General features: G+C 46.0%; 17 protein-coding genes. 12 read left to right on the top strand and 5 right to left on the bottom strand.

Annotated elements, in window-relative coordinates:
* The 6 genes from N6H06_RS01910 to N6H06_RS01935 all read left to right on the top strand — a co-directional run bounded on the left by N6H06_RS01910 (position 1) and on the right by N6H06_RS01935 (position 7,361).
* Positions 1-1,143 (top strand): ABC transporter ATP-binding protein, encoded by a 1,143-nt coding sequence (locus N6H06_RS01910; RefSeq protein WP_263705490.1) that lies wholly within the window; start codon positions 1-3, stop codon positions 1,141-1,143.
* Positions 1,136-1,918 carry an HAD family hydrolase gene (locus N6H06_RS01915; protein WP_263705491.1) on the top strand — a complete coding sequence of 261 codons (783 nt, stop codon included), beginning with the start codon at positions 1,136-1,138 and terminating at the stop codon, positions 1,916-1,918. Before N6H06_RS01910 ends, N6H06_RS01915 begins: the two co-directional genes overlap by 8 nt.
* A 356-nt stretch (positions 1,919-2,274) precedes the next feature.
* The gene (locus N6H06_RS01920; RefSeq protein ID WP_062745200.1) at positions 2,275-3,282 is read left to right on the top strand and encodes a LacI family DNA-binding transcriptional regulator; all 1,008 of its coding nucleotides are present in this window, start codon (positions 2,275-2,277) and stop codon (positions 3,280-3,282) included.
* 118 nt (positions 3,283-3,400) lie between these two features.
* Complete coding sequence (locus N6H06_RS01925) at positions 3,401-4,897, top strand: glycoside hydrolase family 32 protein (protein WP_263705492.1); 1,497 nt, start codon at positions 3,401-3,403, stop codon at positions 4,895-4,897.
* Between the two features lies 1 nt (position 4,898).
* On the top strand, positions 4,899-6,302 hold the full coding sequence (locus tag N6H06_RS01930) for a sucrose-specific PTS transporter subunit IIBC (protein ID WP_404830322.1): 1,404 nt from the start codon (positions 4,899-4,901) through the stop codon (positions 6,300-6,302).
* Positions 6,303-6,428: 126 nt separating this feature from the next.
* Positions 6,429-7,361 carry an ArsR/SmtB family transcription factor gene (locus N6H06_RS01935; protein ID WP_318527489.1) on the top strand — a complete coding sequence of 311 codons (933 nt, stop codon included), beginning with the start codon at positions 6,429-6,431 and terminating at the stop codon, positions 7,359-7,361.
* Between the two features lie 173 nt (positions 7,362-7,534).
* Here N6H06_RS01935 and N6H06_RS01940 read toward each other — a convergent pair whose 3' ends face one another.
* The gene (locus N6H06_RS01940; protein ID WP_263705493.1) at positions 7,535-8,251 is read right to left on the bottom strand and encodes a 3-ketoacyl-ACP reductase; all 717 of its coding nucleotides are present in this window, start codon (positions 8,249-8,251) and stop codon (positions 7,535-7,537) included.
* A gap of 190 nt (positions 8,252-8,441) precedes the next feature.
* On the opposite strand from N6H06_RS01940, the gene N6H06_RS01945 reads away from it, so the two are divergent.
* The 3 genes from N6H06_RS01945 (at position 8,442) to N6H06_RS01955 (ending at position 11,878) form a co-directional block, all read left to right on the top strand.
* On the top strand, positions 8,442-8,615 hold the full coding sequence (locus tag N6H06_RS01945; RefSeq protein ID WP_404830330.1) for a response regulator transcription factor: 174 nt from the start codon (positions 8,442-8,444) through the stop codon (positions 8,613-8,615).
* 85 nt (positions 8,616-8,700) lie between these two features.
* The gene (locus N6H06_RS01950) at positions 8,701-9,468 is read left to right on the top strand and encodes an SDR family NAD(P)-dependent oxidoreductase (protein ID WP_062745210.1); all 768 of its coding nucleotides are present in this window, start codon (positions 8,701-8,703) and stop codon (positions 9,466-9,468) included.
* A gap of 658 nt (positions 9,469-10,126) precedes the next feature.
* Complete coding sequence (locus N6H06_RS01955) at positions 10,127-11,878, top strand: glycoside hydrolase family 2 protein (protein WP_263705494.1); 1,752 nt, start codon at positions 10,127-10,129, stop codon at positions 11,876-11,878.
* A 100-nt stretch (positions 11,879-11,978) separates the two neighbouring features.
* Here N6H06_RS01955 and N6H06_RS01960 read toward each other — a convergent pair whose 3' ends face one another.
* Complete coding sequence (locus N6H06_RS01960) at positions 11,979-12,437, bottom strand: ASCH domain-containing protein (protein ID WP_263705495.1); 459 nt, start codon at positions 12,435-12,437, stop codon at positions 11,979-11,981.
* Between the two features lie 330 nt (positions 12,438-12,767).
* Between N6H06_RS01960 and N6H06_RS01965 the strand changes: the two genes are divergently transcribed.
* A complete protein-coding gene (locus N6H06_RS01965; protein WP_062745217.1) occupies positions 12,768-13,760 on the top strand; it encodes an ABC transporter substrate-binding protein in 993 nt (330 codons plus the stop codon).
* Positions 13,761-13,763: 3 nt separating this feature from the next.
* Positions 13,764-15,752: a Fe(3+)-hydroxamate ABC transporter permease FhuB gene (gene fhuB, locus N6H06_RS01970; RefSeq protein ID WP_263705496.1), complete on the top strand. Its 1,989-nt coding sequence runs from the start codon at positions 13,764-13,766 to the stop codon at positions 15,750-15,752.
* A 93-nt stretch (positions 15,753-15,845) separates the two neighbouring features.
* Here fhuB and N6H06_RS01975 read toward each other — a convergent pair whose 3' ends face one another.
* From N6H06_RS01975 to N6H06_RS01985, 3 genes are all read right to left on the bottom strand, one after another.
* Positions 15,846-17,021: an MFS transporter gene (locus N6H06_RS01975; protein ID WP_263705497.1), complete on the bottom strand. Its 1,176-nt coding sequence runs from the start codon at positions 17,019-17,021 to the stop codon at positions 15,846-15,848.
* Positions 17,022-17,248: 227 nt separating this feature from the next.
* Entirely contained in the window at positions 17,249-18,493 is a 1,245-nt protein-coding gene (locus tag N6H06_RS01980) for a pyridoxal-phosphate-dependent aminotransferase family protein (RefSeq protein WP_263705498.1), read from the bottom strand.
* 40 nt (positions 18,494-18,533) lie between these two features.
* A complete protein-coding gene (locus N6H06_RS01985) occupies positions 18,534-19,772 on the bottom strand; it encodes a hydantoinase/carbamoylase family amidase (protein WP_212954526.1) in 1,239 nt (412 codons plus the stop codon).
* A gap of 164 nt (positions 19,773-19,936) precedes the next feature.
* On the opposite strand from N6H06_RS01985, the gene N6H06_RS01990 reads away from it, so the two are divergent.
* Positions 19,937-21,577, top strand: coding sequence for a PucR family transcriptional regulator (locus tag N6H06_RS01990; protein ID WP_212954525.1), 1,641 nt, complete (start codon positions 19,937-19,939; stop codon positions 21,575-21,577).
* The last annotated feature ends 164 nt before the right edge of the window (positions 21,578-21,741 follow it).

Raw genomic sequence — 21,741 nt, forward strand, 5'->3', positions numbered from 1 at the left:
ATGACGTTCATTAAAATGCAGGGAATTAACAAATTCTTTGATAAGCAGCATGTGTTAAAGGATATAAACCTTGAGATTGAAGAAGGGGATTTTATGACGTTTCTTGGACCATCTGGCTGCGGAAAGACGACCACGCTGCGATTGCTTGCCGGACTTGAGACGCAAGAAGAGGGAGTGATTGCCATAGGGGATAAACGGGTGGCTGACGGCAAAGCTCATTATTTTGCCCCACCTGCTGAACGTCAATTGAATCTCGTTTTCCAGAACTATGCGTTGTGGCCCCACATGACTGTGTTTGAGAACGTTTCGTTTGGCCTTGAAGGGCGCAAAATGACTAAAAAAGAGATTGAACGAAAAGTCGAAACCTCCCTTGAAAAGTTGCAGATCCTAGCTTATAAGGACCGTTACCCCTCTGAGCTATCGGGGGGACAGCAACAGCGTGTCGCGATTGCGAGGGCAATCGTGACAGAGCCAAAAATCTTACTGCTGGATGAACCTTTATCGAACTTGGATGCCAAACTACGAGTAGAGATGCGAGCAGAGCTAAAACGATTGCACCATGAATTAAAAACAACGATGATCTATGTCACCCATGACCAAATTGAAGCGATGACCATGTCGACAAAAATTGCTGTATTTTCTGAAGGGCGGATTTTACAAGTCGATAAGCCGATTCAACTCTATCAATATCCTAACCACCTAACAGTCGCTCAATTTATCGGCAATCCGGCCAATAACTTTTTAGATGCATCATGTACCGAAAATGGCCCAACGACCATACAAATACAATCTGATCTTGGAAGCTTTGTGGTGAATAAGCAATCGATATCTGAGTGGGGTGAGGATGTCGTTTTAACAGTTCGGCCAGAGGATCTTCGAATAACGAAAACGCCTCAAAAAGGGGCCGTGAGGGGTGTAGTCAAAACCGTTTTACCAGCAGGAGCGGAGACCATTGTCCATATTCAATGTGGGGATACACTTCTGTTAGCAAAGGAAATAGGGGTCGGATCCTATCTTCCAGACAGTACAGTATATGTTACAGCCAATACAGAAGGTCTTAACATTTACGACCGCGTTTCTGGTGTACGTCTGAACAACGTACCAACACAAAGCCAGCAAACGGATTTACATGTCTATGTATAAGCAGCTACTCGTCTCCGATTTGGATGGTACATTGCTTGATGAAAAGCAGCAGATTAGTTCAGAAAATAAGGCTGCTATTCAAGCATTTCAAGCGTGCGGAGGGCAATTCACGATTGCCACAGGGCGAATGCTCTCTGCCGCTCTGCCTTACATGGAAGAGCTCAATATCCAAATCCCTGTCATCCTTGGCAATGGAACGCAGATTTATTGCCCGAAGGAACGGAGATTGCTTCGCTCTTATATATTAAAAAACAGAGAATCGGAGATTGAAAGGCTATGGAGGCTTCAATCAGTACGAGTAGCTGTGCTTGCCTACATTGATGATTGCATCCTTATTCCGAGGCGAAATACACTCATTTCAAACTATGAAAGCAAGGAAAATGTACAATGTGAAGTGAGTATGGCCCCTCCACCCAAGCTTAATAAGTTGCTCGTCATCGGGTCTGCGATAACAGAAGCGATTCAAGCTGTAGGAGCGCTACTCACTGAATGTGTCCAATCAGATACTACCTATTTAGAACTTCTTCCTCCTGGTGTATCAAAAGGACAAGCTTTGCGGGATTTAAAACAGCTGGCTGCGTTAGCTGACTACCGTGTAACTGCGATCGGGGACCAGTTAAATGATTGTTCCCTTTTAACAAACGCTGATTTTGGAATAGCTGTAGAAAACGCCCATCCAGTCCTAAAAAAAATAGCAGTTTCAATGACAAAACATCACTGTGATCATGCTCTCGCTGCCGTGATTAATGAGAGCCTGCTTGTTCAAACGCAGTAAATAAGTGCTGCTGTTAAAGGGTTTGCCAATAAATGTTTACTAAGGGAAATAGGAATGGTCATCGCTTGCTAGGGGAGCTATTCGAAGGTGATCCAGATGCCACATAAGGGGGGAACCGCACTCAAGCGGTTCTCCTGATTTTATGTTTCAAGGGGCTTGGAGGACAAACTTTTATCGATCGAAGCAAAAATAGACAAAGACATAGGTTGTATGACTGATAGTGTCGTTTTGCTCTTATCTGCCTGCATGTTATATTTAAGAAGAGATAGTTGAGGAAAGGGAGAGCATTTTGTGTATAGCCAAATCGAAGCAATAACAGGAGGGCGGACAAGAAACAGGCCAGCTGGAGGGAGCGAATGAACATTACAATTGCAGACATCGCCAAAATCGCAGGGGTAGCCAAAAGTACGGTATCCCGCTATTTAAATGGTGGTTCGGTCAGCGATACGACAAGGCTTAAAATCGAACAAGTAATCAAGGAAACGGGATACATTCCAAACTCTTTCGCACAAAGCTTAAAAGCAAAGAAGACGAGCATCATCGGTGCGATCGTCCCGCGGCTCGATTCTTTCTCAGTGGCACAGACTGTTACTGGCATGGAAGAAGAGCTTAGAGAAAATGGCTACCAGATGCTCATCATTAACACGAACCAAGATTTGTCCCGTGAAATTGAGGCCTTATATGACTTAGCAAGGCAAAAAATATCAGGAATCGTCCTATTGGCTACTCAAATTACCGATGTCCATTTGGCGGCAATTAAGGAGATCGGGATTCCTGTCATTTTCCACGGCCAGCAGCATCCGAACGTCCACAGTATTATTTACAATGATTATGCAGCAGGGTACGAGATCGGTCGCTACATTTTGTCTAAAGGGCATAATCGTATCGCCTACTTAGGTGTAACGGAACAGGACGTAGCGGTAGGCGTTGAGCGGAAGTGCGGCTTTCAAAAAGCGCTGAAGGAGCAAAGCGGCGCCACAGCTGAGTTTTATGAGAGCGGCTTTAAGGTGTCGGCAGCAGTAGAAGCGGCTTCACTTATTTTGGATGGTTCCAGGCAGCTTCCAACCGCGATTGTGTGCGCAACGGACAGCATTGCACTCGGCGTCATGAAGGCAGCGCAGATGAGAGAATGGCGAATTCCAGAAGATCTCTCGGTTACGGGTGTCGGTGGGTATGATGTGACGGAAGTGATACATCCAGGGCTCACGACGGTGAAATATCGATATGCGGCAGGCGGGCGTTTGGCCGCGCGGCACATTATAAAACTTGTTCACGATGAGCGTGTTGACCTCCTCACAGTCCTGCAATGTGAATTGATAGAGCGTGAAAGCGTTGACAACAAGAGGGAACATCGATTATATTAATTATGGAACCGGTTCCGAAGAAGGGTGAAATAGGCTTTGGAACTGTGTTCATTATTTTTTCATCTCATTGGAACCGGTTCCGAAACATCGAGAGAACAGATCAGCAAGGAGAAGAAGGATGGACAGAGAACAGAAATACCGCCGCCTAGAACAGGCTTCTCCTGAAGAAATCGCTGCTTTGCAAAAGCAGGTGCAGGAAAGCGAGTGGAGGCAAACGTATCACATTCAGCCTGTTACCGGCTTGCTAAACGACCCTAACGGTTTTGCTTATTTTGCAGGAGAGTATCACCTTTTTTATCAGTGGTTTCCCCTTGGAACGTACCATGGGCTCAAGTACTGGTACCATACGGCTTCAAAAGACCTTGTCTATTGGCGCAATGTTGGGAGTGCGATCGCGCCTGGCGGATCTTTTGATTCCCATGGCGTCTACTCAGGAAGCGGAATCGCCAAAGACTCACAATTGCATTTGATGTATACGGGCAATGCAAGGGACGAAGACTGGAACAGGCAAACGTTCCAGTGCATGGCTGTAATGGACGCAAATGGAGCCGTCTCAAAATGGGAGAAGCCTGTCATTGAACAAGTTCCAGAAGGATATACAGCCCATTTTCGCGATCCGAAAGTATGGAAGGACGAAGATATGTATCGCTGCGTCATCGGCACTCAGCGAAATGACTTGACTGGCACGGCCGTCTTGTATGAGTCGCCTGATTTGTTGGAATGGCGGTTCGTTGGCGAGATAAACACCGACTTGAATGATTTCGGCTATATGTGGGAATGCCCAGATTATTTCGAGTTGGACGGGCAAGGTGTTTTCTTGTTTTGTCCCCAAGGCTTAGCGCCTCAAGGAGATCGCTTTTTGAACCTGTATCAGTCGGGCTACATCATTGGCAAGCCTTTGAACCGAGAAACGCTTGTTTTTAAACATGGCTGCTTTCGTGAGCTGGATAGAGGGTTTGATTTTTATGCGCCACAAACGATGAAAGATAGGCAAGGGCGAAGGATTATGGTCGCTTGGATGGGGCAGCCGGAGATCGGCTATCCGACAGATTCCCATGGTTGGGCACATTGCCTAACTTTGCCGAGAACATTGGAGTTACGCGACGGCAAACTGCTGCAAAAGCCAGTAGCAGAACTACAGAAGTTGAGACAAAAGCGAAGCGACGTACAGGATACGTTAACAAATGAGACAAAAACATATGATGGCATTGCTGGCGCCGCTTTTGAGATGATTTGTACATTTGATCCAATCGATGCCGAAACCGTCGGAATCGAAATCCGCACCAGTGAAAAAGAGCGTACTGTTATTACTTACGATACGGTTCAGCAGAAGGTGACGATGGATCGTTCAATGGCAGGGGAAATGATCAACAGTAGCTACGGAGCGGCTCGGTCCTGCAGGCTAGTGGCAGAACAGATTCAATTTCACTTGTTTGTCGACACCTCTTCAGTCGAATTGTTTATCAATGATGGCGAAGAAGTGTTTACAAGCCGGATTTTTCCTCAGCCCAACAGCAAGGGGATCCGATTTTTCGTAAACAAAGGCAATGCCCACTTAACCGTCACCAAGTGGGATTTGAGTCATGCGGTAAACGGTATAGAAGGGAATGAATGATATGGCAGCAGATAATCGGGAAATCGCCAAGCAGGTGATTGAAGCCGTCGGCGGCAGAGACAATATTGCTTCCTTTGCCCATTGTGCGACACGGCTTCGACTTATGGTCCATGATCAACAGAAGATCGACGAGAAGAAAGTAGAAAAGATCGCCAAAGTAAAAGGCGCCTTTTTCAACTCTGGCCAGTACCAGATCATTTTTGGAACCGGTACTGTCAACCAAGTCTTTGATGCGATTGAGAGCCTAGGCGTAGAAAGCACAAGCAAAGACCAACTGAAATCAGAAGCAAAAAAGACAGGCAATGTATTTCAACGAGCGATCCGCACTTTTGGCGATGTATTTGTGCCGATCATTCCAGTATTGGTAGCGACGGGACTGTTCATGGGCTTACGCGGCTTGCTCACCCAGGAAACGGTGCTAGCTTGGTTTGGCATGACGCCAGATGATATTTCGACCAATTTCCTGATGTTTACGGAAGTATTAACAGACACGGCGTTTGCATTTTTACCTGCTTTGGTTGCCTGGTCGGCCTTTAGAGTGTTTGGAGGCAATCCGGTGCTAGGCATTGTCCTTGGATTAATGCTCGTAAACCCGGCGCTGCCCAATGCCTACAGTGTTGCCAACGGCTCCGAGGAAGCGCTTGTTATGTTTGGATTCATACCTGTGGTCGGCTATCAAGGTTCGGTTTTGCCAGCATTCTTCATCGGACTTATTGGGGCAAAGTTTGAACGCTTTTTGAGAAAGCGGATTCCGGAAGCCATTGACTTGATCGTGACGCCGTTTTTGACGTTACTGGTCATGATTACGCTCGGTCTGTTTGCCATTGGCCCGATTTTTCATTCGTTTGAAGAAGTCGTCCTAAATGCGACAACTTATTTGCTGGATCTTCCGTTCGGAATCGCTGGGCTGCTAATCGGTTTCTTCAATCAAATTATTGTTGTTACAGGGGTTCACCATATTTTCAACTTTTTAGAAATCCAACTTCTCGAGCAAACGGGAAGCAATCCATTCAACGCGATCGTCACATCCGCAATAGCGGCACAAGGCGCAGCCTGTCTTGCCGTCGGCTTGAAAACGAAAAACACCAAATTAAAGGCGCTCTCCTTGCCTTCTTCGTTCTCGGCCTTTCTCGGCATAACAGAGCCAGCTATATTCGGCGTAAACTTGCGGTATGTAAAGCCGTTCGTCGCGGGCTTAATCGGCGGAGGCATCGGGGGCTTCATGGCTTCGACTTTCCAGCTAAGTGCAACTGGAATGGCGATTACAGTCATTCCAGGGACGCTATTATATTTGAACAGCCAGCTTCCACTCTATATTTTATGCAACGTAACAGCAGGAGTCGTTGCCTTCGTGCTCACTTGGCTGTTTGGCTTTAACGATAAGATGCTCAGCGACAGGAAATAAACGGTTGGGCTAGCTTAACAAAACGGGTTGCGGATGCAATCCGTTTTGCTCTTGTTGGCTAGGGGCGAAAAAAGGCTATGGAAAAGGAGACTGTAACCGTATATGCTAAAATGAAAGAAACAGGAGGTGTCGTTTTTGCTAGAGTTGTCCATTCATGAACCAGTGAAATTGCGCAAAGTGTGCCATGCGTTGTCGACGGATGTCCGCGTTCGCATGATTGAACTACTAAGCAAGGAAACATATAGCGTGCATGAGTTAGCCACCCTCATCGGCATCCCTATTTCTACAGCGGCCTCCAACGTGAACGTGCTACAAGAAGCAGGGCTCATTTTAACCGAACTGCGCCCAGCTAGCCGCGGTGCCATGAAAGTGTGTACACGCAACTTTGATGACATCCATATCGCCTTAAATGATGGTGGGCAAAGAACTGAAAAGCATACATACGAAATAAATATGCCGATTGGGCACTATGTTGACTTTTCCGTAACACCGACATGCGGCATGGCAAACAGCGATGGCGTCGTTTTAAATGAAGACGACCCCGTCCAATTCTACCATCCAGATCGTTCAACCGCACAAATCATTTGGACGAGGACTGGCTATTTTGAGTATAAATTTCCGTTTGCCCTAAAACCAAAGCAGAAAATAGCCAGCTTGCTTTTTTCCTGTGAGTTGTGTTCAGAGGCGCCTAACTATGATCATGACTGGCCGTCTGACATTACCGTTTGGATTAATGGCGTTGATATTGGCACGTGGACAAGCCCAGGCGACTTTGGCGACCGTCCAGGCAAGCAGAACCCGCCAACTTGGTTTAACAATACGAGAACACAATATGGCGCCCTTAAAACATGGACGGTGACGAAAAAACAAGCGCTGCTCGACCACTTGCCTGTTAATCCAGTTACGATTGCCGATTTGCAACTAGAGGAAAGTCCTTGCATTACTGTGCGTATCGGCATTAAGGAAAACGCGCTCCACAAAGGGGGTATCAATTTATTTGGGAAAAAGTTTGGCGATCATCCCCAAGACTTGAAATTAATCATTGAATTTGACGAGTAGAAAGCCGCTAGAAATTGGGACAAAACCAGCCAAGAAATGAAATGAAAAGAAGTACGCTCATCGGATGAGCGTACTTCTTTTATCTAGTTGTGTTTAGCTAAAAAAGAACGGACCCGCGAAAGGAACGTCGGGTAGTTTACTGAGGATATGATCTAGTCTTATTGTTAATTCTCTTAAGGATTATTAGACCAAAGTCCTGCATGCTTTAGAACGACACGGGGGTGAAGCTTGAGCTGAGCTACCATGAAGTCTGCTAAATCCTCTGACTGCATGACTTTATCGGGATTGCCATCCGTTAGGTTCAACTCCTTCGCCATATCTGTCGCTACTGTACTCGGTGTGAGAGTGGTAACACGAATATTTTTTTTACGAACTTCCATCATTAATGATTCACTAAGTCCAATCACTGCTGCTTTAGAAGCTGTATAGGCACTCGTAACCGGTGCACCTTTTTGCCCTGCGGTTGAGGAAATGTTAATGATGTCACCTGAATGTCGCTCGATCATTTCAGGCAATACTGCACGGGTTGTGTAATACACCCCTTTAATATTCACATCAATAATATGGGTCCATTCTTCTGGGGTTAAATCCATAAACCCACCAAACTTTGAAATACCCGCATTATTCACAAGGATATCGATGGCTCCAAGCTCCTCACGAATCGCTGCCACTGCTGCAGAAATAGAAGATAAATTGGCAACATCTGCTGTTGCGAGCGCCGTTTTCACCTCGTATTGTTCCAAATCCTTTTGAGCCTTCTGAAGGTTTTCTAGCGTACGGCCAACGAGACCAACATGGACCCCTTCTTTCGCAAAAGCCTCGGCTGTAGCTCGTCCGATTCCACGTCCTGCGCCTGTAATAAGCGCCACTTTTCCTTTAATTGATTGCATCCTGCCACTTCCTTTTTATTATGATCAATCTGTATTTTATCGAAAAGCAAAGTCGGATGCGAGCTATCCGTTTCGAGTGCAGATAAATGAAACACCCCAAGATCTATCACTTCAAGAAAAAAATTATTTGGGTCTTGACATCGTTTATTGATGATAAAGACCCCGATTTTCGCCAGCAAAAAATAAAAATATAGCAGAAGGTCTAACAAACAAAGACATTGGGGAGAAATTAAACATTAGTGAAAAGACTGTTAAAAACCACGTCAGCAATTTAATGAAAAAATTGAATGTAAATGATCGTACTCAAGGGGTTATTCTACAAGGTAGTAATAATAAAAGCTGGATTGGGGATACTACTTTATAATCATTAAACAAGTCAGATTGGTTATTATAAATAATTAAATTACTTATAATAAGCAGTGTGTAATATATGAGGGGGCTTATCGGAGATGGATTTCAAAGACAAAGTAGTACTTATAACAGGAGCAGCAGGCGGAATCGGAATCGCAGCTGCTAAGAAGTTTGCAGCAGAGGGAGCCAAACTCGCTCTAGTTGACCTTTCCCAGGAAGCACTAGAGGAAGCTACAGCATCCATTGATGCAGAGAAAATCTTGCTGGCAGCAAATGTTGCGAAAGAAGAAGACGTAATTGATTATGTGCAAAAAACTAAGGAAAAGTTTGGTCGCATTGATGTCTTCATTAATAATGCTGGTATCAACGGAGAATTTGCAAATATTGTTGATTCAACTGTTGAAAACTTAGAAAAGGTTTTGGCTGTCAATGTAGTAGGTGCCTTCCTTGGATTAAAACATGTATTGAAAGTAATGACAGAGCAGAAGAGCGGTGCTGTCGTGAATACAGCTTCTAACGGAGGTTTGCTTGGTGCTCCAGGCATGAGCGCTTATATTGCTTCAAAACATGCACTTATCGGAATCAATAAAACGGCTGCTTTGGAAGTAGCGGACTATGGGGTACGTGTCAATGCGGTTGCTCCATCTGCCGTAGATACAGCGATGATGCGCTCTATAGAAACAAATGCTGCTAAAGGGCATGAAGAAGAAGCTAGAAAAGGCTTTGAAGCGAGTGTACCGATGAATCGTTATGCTACAGCAGAAGAAATCGCTGATCTGATGCTATTCCTTTCTTCTGAAAAGGCATCCTTTATCACAGGTTCTTATTACCGAATCGATGGCGGACAAGGAACTACTTCTGCTTAATTCTATATTTTTAAATATTTAAGAATAAATGAGTAAATAATTTAAGTCTGGGATATACTCATTGATTATAAAGGAGAATTATTTTGAAAGCACTAGTTTACTACGGTTCTAAATGTGAAGGTTGCGCAAACACCCGAGCCAAAGGCCGCTAAAGGAACCGTAGTTAATGATTGTCAGTCTGTTTGCAAATCCAATTGAATATTATCATCCCACAGTGCAAGTAGTTGGTGAGAAAAATATTAATTCTTCTCTCGGTTATAATAATTATCTTTGCTAAAGCAATTGATTTATTATCAAAAGGATCACTTAAAAGTTGAGCCACTCATAACAAGTGTGATTTCCTTGGATAATATTGTAGAAGACGGATTTGGGAAACTTATAAACGACAAAAATGAGTGCAAGATTTTAGTTCGTCCAAATTAAACGATAGTGAAGCGACCTAAAAAATTAGATATGTTATTTTCCAGAATCATACGGAAGCCGCCCATTATCAGGGCGGCTTTCTTTAACAAAAAATATTGACAATGAAGATAGGGAAGCGTATGATCGACCTAAACGAAAAATGTGTTTATAAACATATTTTTTGTGACCAATTACTGCGATTATTTGAAAGCGCTTTATTTAATGGGAAATCAAAAACCGAGAGGAGTGCTGGCAAATGGCATTGGCAGACAAAGCATTTCCACGTCCAAAACTTGTGCGCACACACTGGATGGATTTAAATGGGCCATGGCATTTTAAATTTGATGATCAAAACAAGGGGGTCATGGAAAAGTGGCAGTTGAAGAGCGCATTTCCACAGACGATTCGTGTGCCTTTCTCCTATGAATCGCCAGAAAGCGGGATTGGCGAGAATGCCTTTCATCCTGTGCTATGGTACAGCCGAGACGTGGATATTCCAGCTGAACAAAAAGGCAAACGTGTTCTCCTTCATTTCCAAGCAGTCGATTATCGAGCAACGGTATGGGTCAATGGGCAAGTTGTAGGCGAACATGTTGGCGGAAATACCGCGTTTTCTTTTGATATAACACCGTATGTGAAACAAGGGGAAACACAACAGATTGTCGTCAGGGCAGAAGACAGCAAAAGCACATCCCAGCCACGAGGGAAGCAACGGTGGACCGATGAAAATTTCGGCTGCTGGTATGTGCAAACGACTGGGATATGGAAAAGCGTATGGCTAGAGTTTGTCGCCGATACTTATTTAAAACACGTCACGGTTACACCGAATTTTGACGAACATGCCGTTCAGTTTGATTATGAACTGAATACGAACAAGGTTGAGGGGGTGCAAATCGAAACAGTTGTTTCTTTCCGAGGAAAAGAAGTGCGCCGCCTTTCGTTTTCTCCCGAAAGCCGCTACATGAAACTAACGGTTGATTTAGAGGCTGACATCCATGAATGGAAAGTGGCCCATTGGACACCAGAACATCCCCACTTATATGATGTGGCGTTCACTGTCTACCAAGACGGAAAAGCGGTAGATGAAACATTTTCTTACTTCGGTTTGCGAAAAATTTCGACGAAAAATGGCCAAGTGCTTTTAAACAATCGCCCTATCTATCAGAAATTGATTTTAGACCAAGGCTATTGGCCACATACGCACTTGACGGCGCCATCACTGGAAGCGCTCGAACAAGATATTGATGCCATCATCGCAATGGGTTTTAACGGCGTGCGCAAACACCAAAAAATTGAGGATGAACGGTTTTATGCTTTATGTGACCAGAAAGGCTTACTCGTATGGGCAGAGATGCCGTCCGCTTATACGTTCTCACGAGAAGCAGTGGGCGCCTTTACGAGCGAATGGCAGGAAGTGGTATGTCAGCTTGCCCATTACCCGTCCATTATCGCCTGGGTGCCTTTTAATGAATCGTGGGGTATCAAAGACGTGTTAAAAAGCAAACAACAACAAGCATTGACTGAAGCAATTTACCATTTGACAAAGTCGATAGATGAGACGCGCCTTGTTATTGCAAATGACGGTTGGGAGCATACCATTTCTGATTTAATCACGCTTCATGACTATGAGGAGTTTGCCGAATCGTTTCTGGCAAGATATGAGGACAAAGAGGCGCTTTTAAGCAACCAATACCCTCATAATCATGACAAATACCCATTCGCCGAAGGCTACCACTATAATGGCCAGCCTGTTTTAATCAGTGAATATGGCGGCATTGCTTTCAAGTCCGAAGACGGCTGGGGGTACGGCAACCAAGTCGCAACCAAGCAAGCTTTTTTGCAGCGCTATGAAGCGATTACCGATGCGATTAAAGCACTTCCTTATGTATCCGGTTTTTGCTATACGCAAATTACGGACGTTCAGCAAGAAATTAACGGTTTGCTTGATGAAAAACGAAAACCCAAATTGGATCTAGCAGACATAAAAGCGGTGAATGACAAAGTATAGACACATCTAGCAATGAGGAAGGAAGACGAATGATACCAACATGGCGAGCTTAGATAAGGAATCTTCAGGAGCTGGTTTTTCTATTAAGAAAGCCAGCTCTTTAGCGCCTATACACGACTTTGAACTGTTCGCATAAAACGGGAATATCATGGTGGAAGGCCAGCCCATGAGATTCAAGCTCCCATGTAAAAAACGGTTCGTGCATGTGTTGCCAATAAGCAAGGGAACGGTCTCCTTCTCCTTCCAAAAAAGCATGTTCTTCTGTCACTTGATTGTAGGGAATGACAGTAACAGCCGTTGTCATAATCACAGCGACCGCTTCCCCTTTGCCATTGAGCAGCACATGATGCTGACCAACTTTTGGCAGCGGTTCTTGCTCCAATTCATATAGTGTGTAATTGGAAGAAGTGGCTGTTTTCTTCCCAGCTAGTACGAGTTCGGCCAGCTCATCGGCCATTTCTTCCGTATTGCCGAATGCCCAAGCTTCATAGTGATCTGGCGCGTTTCGAGAACAGTTTTTAAAGGACTGCCACAATGCAGCAGCTGAACGATTTTCCATTACGATACCTGCTTTCTCCTATCTAGGTGTGAATGCTGACTAAGATGCGTGAGTCGTTGAATCACGCTCATTCTCCTTTTCACACACTATTAGAATAGCATAATTCTATAAGAGCGCAGCACTTTTCAAGAGTTAACGTCAAGCAAGTATCTCGACAAAAGCATGGCCGTTGCGAAGGAAGAAGAGCTTATAGCGATGAAACAGCTGCTAGCTATGAACAAATAGGAAGTTCTCGCCGGATTTGATTGGAAAAAGGCTTGCCGATTTCAGTCGAAGCCGTTATATTGTTATTGAGAATGAAAATTGTTATCAACAAAAGGGGCAAAATAGATGAAAAAGAGGCATTTAATTGTTGCCGCCAGCGCGTTTATGTTATTAGCGGCATGCAATAGCAGTGGCGATGAGAATGGACAAGAAAATACGTCAGAAGCTGGCAATGGCGACACGGGTTCAATTACGGTTACAGACATACAAGGAGAGCAAACGTTTACAGAACCGCCTAAACGTGTTGTCGCCCTTGACTGGACGTATGTGGAAAATTTGTTGGCCCTTGGTGTCCAGCCAGTTGGAGTGGCTGACGTCGAAAATTACCACAAATGGGTAGATATCCGCGAAGAGCTTTCAGACGATGTCGTCGATGTAGGCTTACGAACTGAGCCGAATTTGGAAGCCATTGCCCAATTAGAGCCAGACCTTATTATATCAGCAAATTATCGTTCTGAAAACATTGAACAGGAACTGAAAGACATTGCGCCAATGCTCATCTTTGATCCTTATCCTGAAGAAAGCAAAGGCATTACCCATTATGAAGAAATGGAAACGACATTCCGCGAAATGGCAAAAGTGTTAGACAAAGAGGCGGAAGGGGAAGCCGTACTGGCTGAACTTGATGAAAAATATGAAGAAGGCAAGGAAAAAATCGAGTCTATGGACCTGGAGACGAGAGATTTCGTGTTGACGATGGCCTATACCGATAACCAGGCGCCTGTGTTCCGCTTATTTAATCCGAATGGAATGGCGCCAGCGATTTTAGAAAAAATTGGTTTGAACAATGCCTATGATTCAGGAAGCTTTGAGTTGTACGGGTACGCTACGACGGGGGTAGAGGAGCTGCTCTCAGTCGAAGACGCAAACTTCCTCCATATCGTCCAAGACGATGATGGCTTGTTTGAGGAAGGGCTGGCAAACAATGCGGTTTGGAATGACTTGGATTTTGTAAAGGAGGGCCGGGTTTATGCCCTTGGCGGTGACACGTGGCCGTACGGTGGTCCTCTGTCGGCAATGACGTTGATTGACCGCACCGTTGAAGCATTAGACCAGTAAGCGATGAATGAACAAGGCAAGAGCGTTTTTTATTCCTTTTTTCTTTTAATAGTAGGCCTTTCCTTGTTGTTGGTTATTTCCGGCCTTCATTTAACACAAGGGCAAGCACAGTTTACACTAAAGGAGCTTGTGCTTGGTTTATGGGAAGGAGATGGCCGCATTCAAAGCGTCATTTTTGGCGTCCGTATGCCAAGGGTCGCTGTCGGTTTATTAGCTGGCGGCGCTTTGGCAATGACAGGCCTCGTGCTGCAAACGCTGACGAAAAACCCACTTGCTTCGGCGGGGACGCTTGGAATTAATGCAGGGGCCTATTTTATGGTCGTAGCTGCAGCTGTTTTCTTGCCAGGCATAAATAGTTCGTACCCATTTATTGTGTCTTTTCTCGGCTCTGCATTAGCGGCGCTTCTTGTCTTCTCACTTGCTGGACGAGCAATGGATCCCGTTCGCGTTGCTTTGACGGGAATGATTGTCTCTCTTTTGTTTGCGGCAGTGACGAGCGGTTTGCAGCTTATGTTTGAGCAAGAGACGAACGGCTTGTTTTTATGGGGGGCAGGCACATTGATCCAGAATGATTGGTCTGGATTCCGGTTTGCACTTCCGTTCATTGTTTGTGCCGGCCTGCTTTTGCTTTTATTAGGGAAACAACTTGACTTGCTGCTTTTAGGGGAAGAGGCTGCTGCTGGCCTTGGCGCGTCTATTCAGCGAATTAAAGCAGCTGGGTGGTTGTTGGCCATCGTGTTGGCAGCTGCGACAGTAAGCGTCGCTGGACCAATTGGCTTCATTGGCTTAATGGCGCCACACATTGTGCGGATGCTCGGCATTCGCGGCCATAGGCAGCAGCTTATCCATGCCTTTGTGTGGGGCGCCTTTTTGCTCATCGCTGCAGATGTACTGGCTCGGTTCATTCAGCCGGGAAGTGAAATCCCCGTTGGCGCGATCACTGCTTTGATAGGCGGGCCATGGCTGATGTATTTAGCTTACCGGACGGGAAAACGCTATAAAGGGCAGAATCAGACGCTGCGTGGGAATCGGAGCAAGCTGTCGTTTCCTTGGTTGATTGCAAGTATGGTGGCGGTTTTGCTCGTAGTAGCGACATGTGCGCTAGCGTTCGGCGGCGGTAGCTTTTACGGTTTTTCGGAAATGGCATCAGGGGCCCTTTTCGATACAGTCACGGTACAATTCCGCTGGCCGCGGGTGCTTGTTGCCTTTCTCGTTGGTGCGTTGTTAGCCCTTTGCGGTGTTTTGCTGCAAAGTGTGCTCCGCAATCCACTTGGCGACCCATCGATTTTGGGAATTACTTCTGGCGGTGGCGTCGGCGCTTTGTCTGTTTTAGTGCTGTTTCCGTCACTATCGTTTGCCTGGGTGCCTATAGGGGCAGCCACCGGCGCGGGATTGGCAATCGCTGTTATTCTGTTAGCGACGAAACGATCGAATTGGGAACCGATTTCTTTGGCGTTAATGGGCGTCGCCGTCTCAGCGATGGGGTCAGGCATCATTCAAATTTTAACTGTAAAGGCAGGGGTCGGCGTTGCGCCTGTCCTCCTCTGGTTGGCAGGAAGCACCTATGGGATGAATTGGCAGGATGTCTGGTTTCTCGCTTTCGTGCTGATCGCGCTCGTTCCTATTTCTTACTCGTTTTCCCGTCAACTTGACGTTCTTGCCTTAAATCAAGAAGTATCGGTTACACTTGGCTTGCGTATTCAGCTTGTCCGCGTCCTCGTCTTGCTTTTGGCGGTTGGCGCTGGAGCGGCCGCGGTGGCCGTGGCAGGGGCGATTAGTTTTATCGGCCTTCTTGCTCCCCACGCTGCTAGGGGAATCGTTGGCGTCAAAACCCGTTTCGTTGTCCCTGTTTCCATGTTGCTAGGCGGAATTCTACTTGTGACAGCTGATTTGCTAGGCAGGCTGGTCCTTTATCCAAAAGACATTCCGTCTGGCTTGCTCGTTGCGATCATTGGCGCCCCTTATCTGTTATATATTATGAAAAAATTGTAGGCGCCGAAATATAGTTGATTCAAAATCGGTGAATGATTACGCTAACAAGGGATCATCCCGTACTGGCAACCAGGCGGGATGATCCCTTGTTGTTTACTGAAAGACTTCTTTATCCTCAACTCGGCTTGCCATGATCGTTAATAACAAGCCGAACAATACAATCGCAGCTGCGGCTAAAGTAATCATCCTGTAGCTCAATGCAGCATCCAAAAATACGGTTCCAAGTGTGGCACCTAGTGCATTCGCGACATTAAAAACAGAGGCAGCTACTGTTCCAGCAAGCATCGGTGCTTCCCGGGCAGCCAAAATCACTTTTGCATTTAACAGCGGCGTCGTCCCGAACGTACCTACTCCAAACAGGAAGCAAATGAAAAAGGCCAGGCTGGGAATTTGCAACATAAATGAAAACGAGGCTAACACGGCGGATAAGCAGACAAGAGAAACCATTAAGCTTTTTGTAAGAGCTCTAGGAACGATGCGTCCTGATGAAAAGTTGCCAATTACCGCGCCAAGCCCAAAGGCAAACAGCCCGAATGTGACGCCAGTAACGCCAAACCCAGCAATTTCCCGTAACATCGGCTCTTTAAAGGTATAGGCAGTAAATACGCCGGAATACCCAAACACGATGATTGCTAGCACCATGAGCACGTTTTTGCTCTTTAGTGCCCCGAGTTCCTTTTTGAGTTGTGGTAGTTGCCGGTGTTGCTCATTTGGCACAACGGATATTAAGCCTAGAAGCACAATAGTCCCGAGCATAACTAAAAACCAAAATACAAGACGCCAACTAAGCATCCCGCCGAGAAAGGAGCCGAACGGCACGCCAATCATCACGGCAATTGTTAAGCCGCCTTGGACGATGGCGATAGCGCCCGTTCGCTCATTCGGGTCTGACAGTTGGATTGCCATAGACATGCAGAGACCAAAAAAGGGAGCGTGCATGGTTGCAGACAGTAGGCGTGAAATTAACAACACTTCAAAATTCGGCGCTGTGGCTGCGACCACATTGCTTATAATGAACAAAGCGACAAGCCCGATTAACAAAGGCTTGGGCGGAATTTTAATCGTCAATACTCTAAGAACAGGTCCAAATATTGCCACGCTTATTGCATAAACGCTTAGCAAAAGCCCTGTTAGCGAAACAGCGACATTTAAATCTTCAGCAAACTGGGTGAGCAAGCCAGTGACTACATACTCAGTCATCCCAACGGCAAACGTCCCTAACATAAAAACAAACAAAATCATCGCTTTTTTATTTGCCAAGCGAGCCATCTTTAACCCCTTTCTTTGAAAATCCCTTAACTTTTATGCAAACGAATGTAAACGATACAGCAATATGGGGTTTGTGTCTAGTGGTATGTACTGCGTCTAGATAATGACTATGCCTCTTTAAAAAAGCAAGCGAGAAAATTTGACGCTGACCGATAGGATCCAAAAACCATGAAAAAACCGAGCGAATCGCTTTAAGCCATTTACTCGGTTTTTTTATTTCGACTGATTTAGAAAGTGGAGCAGGCATTTTTCTTTTGTTCATAGTAAACAAGAGCCGCTTGCACTCCTTTGCCTGCTTCCACTTTAGCGCCATTGTAGATGAGCGCTGCCTCAAGTGCCGCGAGCACGAACAAAATATTTTCCTTGCGGCAGCTAGAGCCCATTGTGCCAATCCGCCAGATTTTTCCGTGGAGCGGTCCGAACGAGCTAGCGATTTCTACGCCAAAGTGGCGCAACATAAAGGCACGCACGTGATCAGCGTCAAGCCCCTCAGGCACACAGACGCAAGTCACCATCGGCAATTTATGTTCATGGGTGACAAACAACTCAAGGCCCATGGCTGTTAGCCCGGCAATCAGCGCTTTTTCATGGTAGGCATGCCGCGCAAACCGGTGGGGAAGCCCTTCTTCAAGGAGGAGTGTTAAACCCTCATGGAGAGCATACAACATAGATGTTGCTTCCGTATGATGATTCAACCGCCTTGGGCTCCAGTAATCTTGCAGCATCGCCAAATCAAAATAGTTGCTGGCGATCGGCGCGCCTTGTGTTGGTGTGTTCTGGTCATCGGCAGTAGCAATGCCACGCTCGACTTTTTTGCGGCGCCCAAGGATCGCTTCTACACGTTTGTTGTATGTGATTGGCGCCATGCCAGCAGGAATGGACAAGCATTTTTGCGTGCCGCCGATGGCCGCATCGATGCACCATTCATCAACGAACACATCTGTCCCGCCAATCGTTGCGACCGCATCGACAACAAACAAGCAGTCTTGTTCGCGGCAAGCTTTGCCAATTTGGGCAAGGGGCTGCATACATCCCGTTGACGTTTCCCCGTGGACACAAGCGATCATTTTTGGCTGGATTGCATGCATTTGGGCGATGACCTCTTCTTCATTAAAAACGGTGCCCCATTCGCACTCGATTTTCCACACATCAGCTCGATAACGCTCGCAAATTTCTACAAGCAAGTGGCCGAATCGCCCATAGACAGGGACGAGCACGCGGTCCCCAGGTTCAATTAGGCTGGCGAGGACAGCCTCAATGCCAGATCGCGACGTGCCGTTGATTGGAAAAGCCCATTCGTTTGTTGTTTGAAACAGCTTGCGCAATTGGTCCATTGTTTGATTCATCATGTCTGTAAAAGCCGGATCGAATTGCCCTAAAATCGGTGCACTCATTGCACGCAAGACACGGTGATCCACTTCGACTGGCCCTGGCGTCATAATCGTCCGTTTCGGCGAGAGGGATGCGTCCATATCGGTATTCTCCTATCTTTTGCGGTTTTTCTATCCATGTCTAGTAAGCAAGCTTATATAACAGCGCGGCAAGTGCGGAAACGCCAGCTTCAAGCTGTTCATCGGTTGTATATTCTAACGGAGAATGGCTAATCCCCCCTTTGCTAGGCACAAAAAGCAATGTCGCCGGGCAAAAGCTCCCGAAAATTTGGGCATCGTGGCCAGCGCCGCTATACATATATTGTACAGGCAAGCTCGTTTGTTGTGCTATTTCGAAGGCGGACGTGCTCAAGTTTGTGTCCATTGCTACCGGAGCGACATCGGCCCACTGGCTCACAGAAATTACAAGGCCGCTCTGTTGTTCGTGGGCGCGGAAATCCTTATCCATTGCAGCGCAAAAACGGTCAAGCATGGCGGTATCGTGGTGGCGAATATCGAGGGAAAAAACCACCTTGCCAGGAATGACATTCGCTGTATTTGGAAGGGCTTCGATTTGCCCGACAGTGGCAACGAAATCTGAATCCAACTCTCTCGCATTTTGCAATAAACGGGGAATCAACATGGAAGTGAGCTCCAATGCATCTTTGCGCAACCCCATCGGGGTCGTACCCGCATGGTTCGCGGAACCTGTTACCGTTATGGTGAACCTCCGTTGGCCGACAATCGCTTGGGCAATGCCAATTGTGTTGCCACTTGACTCTAGCACTTGTCCTTGTTCAATATGCAATTCAATAAAACAGCCAATGTCTGAACGATCAGGCGGCTGGTAATGGCCACGGCCAAATCCATTTTCACGCATCGCCTCGCCTAAGCAAATGCCTGAGGCATCGACAATTGTATCAGGGTTTGTCTTGCTGTAACGGCCTGTAATGTTGCCAGAGCCCCAAAAAGCAAGAGGGAAGCGGCTGCCTTCTTCTTCGCATAAAGACAAGACGTCAATGGTTGTTTTCGGGCGCCCGAAGCGGGCAACTAGACGTGAAACGGCAAGCAAGCTGCCGATAATGCCATAAACGCCGTCAAAACGGCCACCGTTGATAACAGTATCTATATGGGAACCGGTGACAATCGTTTTATTGGTTGTCTCAGTCCCTTCCATACGTCCATAAGCATTCCCGACGTCATCATAAAACGGTGCAAGCCCTTTTTCCTGAAAGAGGCCGAATATCGCTTGTTGGGCATCGAGCCAAGCCGGTGTATAAAGTAGGCGTGTATTGCCGCCGTCGCTTGTTTGCCCAAACTGAGCAAAATAATCAATATAGGAACGGACTTGTTCGATGTTTGAGCTGTGTTTAATCGCCATTGTATCCCTCGCTTTATTTTTTATGTCAGAAATGCTGCGAATGATTCTGTGTGAGACTGATTTTACTGGTAAGCTACCGATAAATCATTGGCATATCTATTAATTATTTTCGTTATGATTGTGCAATCTGACTAATTCACGGAAAAACAGAAGGGGGATTACAAATGGACATTTCCCAATTACTAACGTTGCCTGTCTTTGCAGGGGCGCATTTGGCCGCAGGGCAAGCAGGAGCTGACCGCAACATTGAGCATGTCAACATGATGGATGCCCCTGATATTGCTGGCTTTTTAAAGGGAAACGATTTGCTTGTTACAACCGGTTACCACTTCAAAGAGGACGCGAGCAAGCTGACTAGTTTAATTGAAACAATGATAGAAAAGCGCTGTGCGGGCCTTGGCATCAAAACAAAGCGGTTTCTTGGCAAGATTCCAAAAGAAGCGATTGAACTCGCTGACACTTACGGATTTCCGCTTATTGAACTTTCGGAAGAGGTTGGACTTGGAACAATTGTCAATCAAACATTGAGTGCGATTCTTGATTTGCGCACCAATGAACTAAAATCTGCGCTTGAAGCGCACCAAACATTTTCAGCCCATCTTATGACTGGAAAAGGGCTTGATGAATTGTTAGAAAATGTGGCAAACATGATTGGCAGCCCGACGATGCTTCTTGACGAACGTTGCCAGCTTGTTGGCACTTCCCAATCATCGAGCGCTGTTCTAGCTGGTATGCAATATTTATACCGCATGGGCTTTTCATTATTTTTGCCACAAAGTGTTTGTACGTGTTTTTCGATAGTGACTGGAAAAGGGCAGGTCGAGGTGTTGACCGCTTTTCCGGTCAGGACGGACAAACAAAAAAACGGCGCGCTACTCGTGTTTGCTGAGAGAACAGCTTTAGATAACGGCGATTTGCTGACAATTGAACAAGCAGCCAACGTCATAGCGTTTGAATTGATGAAAAACAATGCACTGAACCAGTATACAAGAAGAGCAAAAAACGAGTTTTTCCTAAATTTCATTAAAAAAAGGTATTCATCGAAGAAAGAAACGTTGAACCGGGCGCTTGAATTCGATTTGTCGACTGAGCAGAAGTATAAATGCATAGCTGGCAGGCTAGATAGCGAGGAAAAGCAGCTTGGTTTTAAGCAGCAGCAAATTGAAGTTGAAAAAGTCTTCGATTTTATGGAGGGAGAGTTGGCGATTTTTCCGTTTGTTTCCCACTTGTTTATTATGAACGATATGTGCTTGATTTTGATTGCGGTAGAGTCTGATGACCTTGCGAGCGATGAATGGTCGCCGACGTTAATCGCGATCGAAATTATTCAGGAACGGGTAGCAGTACAGTTTGGCCGCACGATCTCATTTGGCGTTAGCAATGTCTGCCACGAACTTTGGGATGTGATCGAAGGCCATAGCGAAGCAGTTAATGCCTTACATTCTGGTCATTTGTCAGGAAACAAACAATTTATTCAAACGTATCAAGCGAAAGACATCTCCAAGCTGTTGCGGATGATTCCAGCTGAGGACCTCGCCGAGTTTTGCTCGCATACGTTGCAAAAATTATCAGACCCCCGTGTAAACGATTTAAGTCTCATGCAAACACTTGCGGTTTATTTAGAAACCCATTGTCAGATTTCGGAAACAGCCAAGCGTCTTTATGTCCACCGCAATACGATCATTTACCGCCTCGAAAAGGTGGAGGAATTGCTAGGGAAAGACTTAAAAGATCCAGAAACGACGCTGCATTTGCGCCTGGCCCTCCGCATACAGCAGACGTTATCGGAGCAAGCCCACTTGTAAGTAAGGAAGGAAGTATTCACGCTACTGTTTGGCATGGCATCTTTCATGAAAAGGCGTTTGACTAGCGCTTTGGCGGAACATAGGGCTAGGGCTGGCAAACGTCTAGAAGGCGTTAAAAGGGATCGGCGTTTCTTGCTGTAGAAATCATTTTTATTGTGAGCATT

Origin of the sequence: Shouchella tritolerans (assembly GCF_025770735.1) — a bacterium.
Taxonomy (GTDB): domain Bacteria; phylum Bacillota; class Bacilli; order Bacillales; family Bacillaceae_D; genus Shouchella; species Shouchella tritolerans.

What these genes read in the sequence shown, in the direction of transcription:
- N6H06_RS01910 (WP_263705490.1), top strand. Translation starts at nt 1, where the DNA reads ATGACGTTCATTAAAATGCAGGGAATTAACAAATTCTTTGATAAGCAG.
- N6H06_RS01915 (WP_263705491.1), top strand. Translation starts at nt 1,136, where the DNA reads ATGTATAAGCAGCTACTCGTCTCCGATTTGGATGGTACATTGCTTGAT.
- N6H06_RS01920 (WP_062745200.1), top strand. Translation starts at nt 2,275, where the DNA reads ATGAACATTACAATTGCAGACATCGCCAAAATCGCAGGGGTAGCCAAA.
- N6H06_RS01925 (WP_263705492.1), top strand. Translation starts at nt 3,401, where the DNA reads ATGGACAGAGAACAGAAATACCGCCGCCTAGAACAGGCTTCTCCTGAA.
- N6H06_RS01930 (WP_404830322.1), top strand. Translation starts at nt 4,899, where the DNA reads ATGGCAGCAGATAATCGGGAAATCGCCAAGCAGGTGATTGAAGCCGTC.
- N6H06_RS01940 (WP_263705493.1), bottom strand. Translation starts at nt 8,251, where the DNA reads ATGCAATCAATTAAAGGAAAAGTGGCGCTTATTACAGGCGCAGGACGT.
- N6H06_RS01950 (WP_062745210.1), top strand. Translation starts at nt 8,701, where the DNA reads ATGGATTTCAAAGACAAAGTAGTACTTATAACAGGAGCAGCAGGCGGA.
- N6H06_RS01955 (WP_263705494.1), top strand. Translation starts at nt 10,127, where the DNA reads ATGGCATTGGCAGACAAAGCATTTCCACGTCCAAAACTTGTGCGCACA.
- N6H06_RS01960 (WP_263705495.1), bottom strand. Translation starts at nt 12,437, where the DNA reads ATGGAAAATCGTTCAGCTGCTGCATTGTGGCAGTCCTTTAAAAACTGT.
- N6H06_RS01965 (WP_062745217.1), top strand. Translation starts at nt 12,768, where the DNA reads ATGAAAAAGAGGCATTTAATTGTTGCCGCCAGCGCGTTTATGTTATTA.
- fhuB (WP_263705496.1), top strand. Translation starts at nt 13,764, where the DNA reads ATGAATGAACAAGGCAAGAGCGTTTTTTATTCCTTTTTTCTTTTAATA.
- N6H06_RS01975 (WP_263705497.1), bottom strand. Translation starts at nt 17,021, where the DNA reads ATGGCTCGCTTGGCAAATAAAAAAGCGATGATTTTGTTTGTTTTTATG.
- N6H06_RS01980 (WP_263705498.1), bottom strand. Translation starts at nt 18,493, where the DNA reads ATGGACGCATCCCTCTCGCCGAAACGGACGATTATGACGCCAGGGCCA.
- N6H06_RS01985 (WP_212954526.1), bottom strand. Translation starts at nt 19,772, where the DNA reads ATGGCGATTAAACACAGCTCAAACATCGAACAAGTCCGTTCCTATATT.
- N6H06_RS01990 (WP_212954525.1), top strand. Translation starts at nt 19,937, where the DNA reads ATGGACATTTCCCAATTACTAACGTTGCCTGTCTTTGCAGGGGCGCAT.